General features: G+C 35.3%; 1 pseudogene. It reads left to right on the top strand.

Going from position 1 to position 241, the window contains the following annotated elements:
• A pseudogene (locus ACWA1B_RS23475) lies at positions 1–241 on the top strand (glycosyl hydrolase); the annotation flags it as partial.

The following is a 241-nucleotide window of genomic DNA, read 5'->3' as shown; positions in this document are numbered from 1 at the left end:
AGACAAAACAGTAAATTACGCAGAAGGACTTTTGGTAGGATACCGTTGGTTTGATACTAAAAATGTAGCGCCGTTATATCCTTTCGGTTACGGATTATCATACACTACTTTTGCTTTAGAAAATGCAAAAACAAACAAAACCGATTACGCACAAAACGATGTTATTGAAGTTTCGGTTGATGTTAAAAACACAGGAAAAGCAGACGGAAAAGAAGTGGTTCAAGTATATACTTCTAAATCG

Source organism: Flavobacterium xizangense, assembly GCF_054075145.1.
The sequence above is the reverse complement of the archived record's forward strand: the minus strand, read 5'-3'. Positions and strand labels throughout refer to the sequence as shown.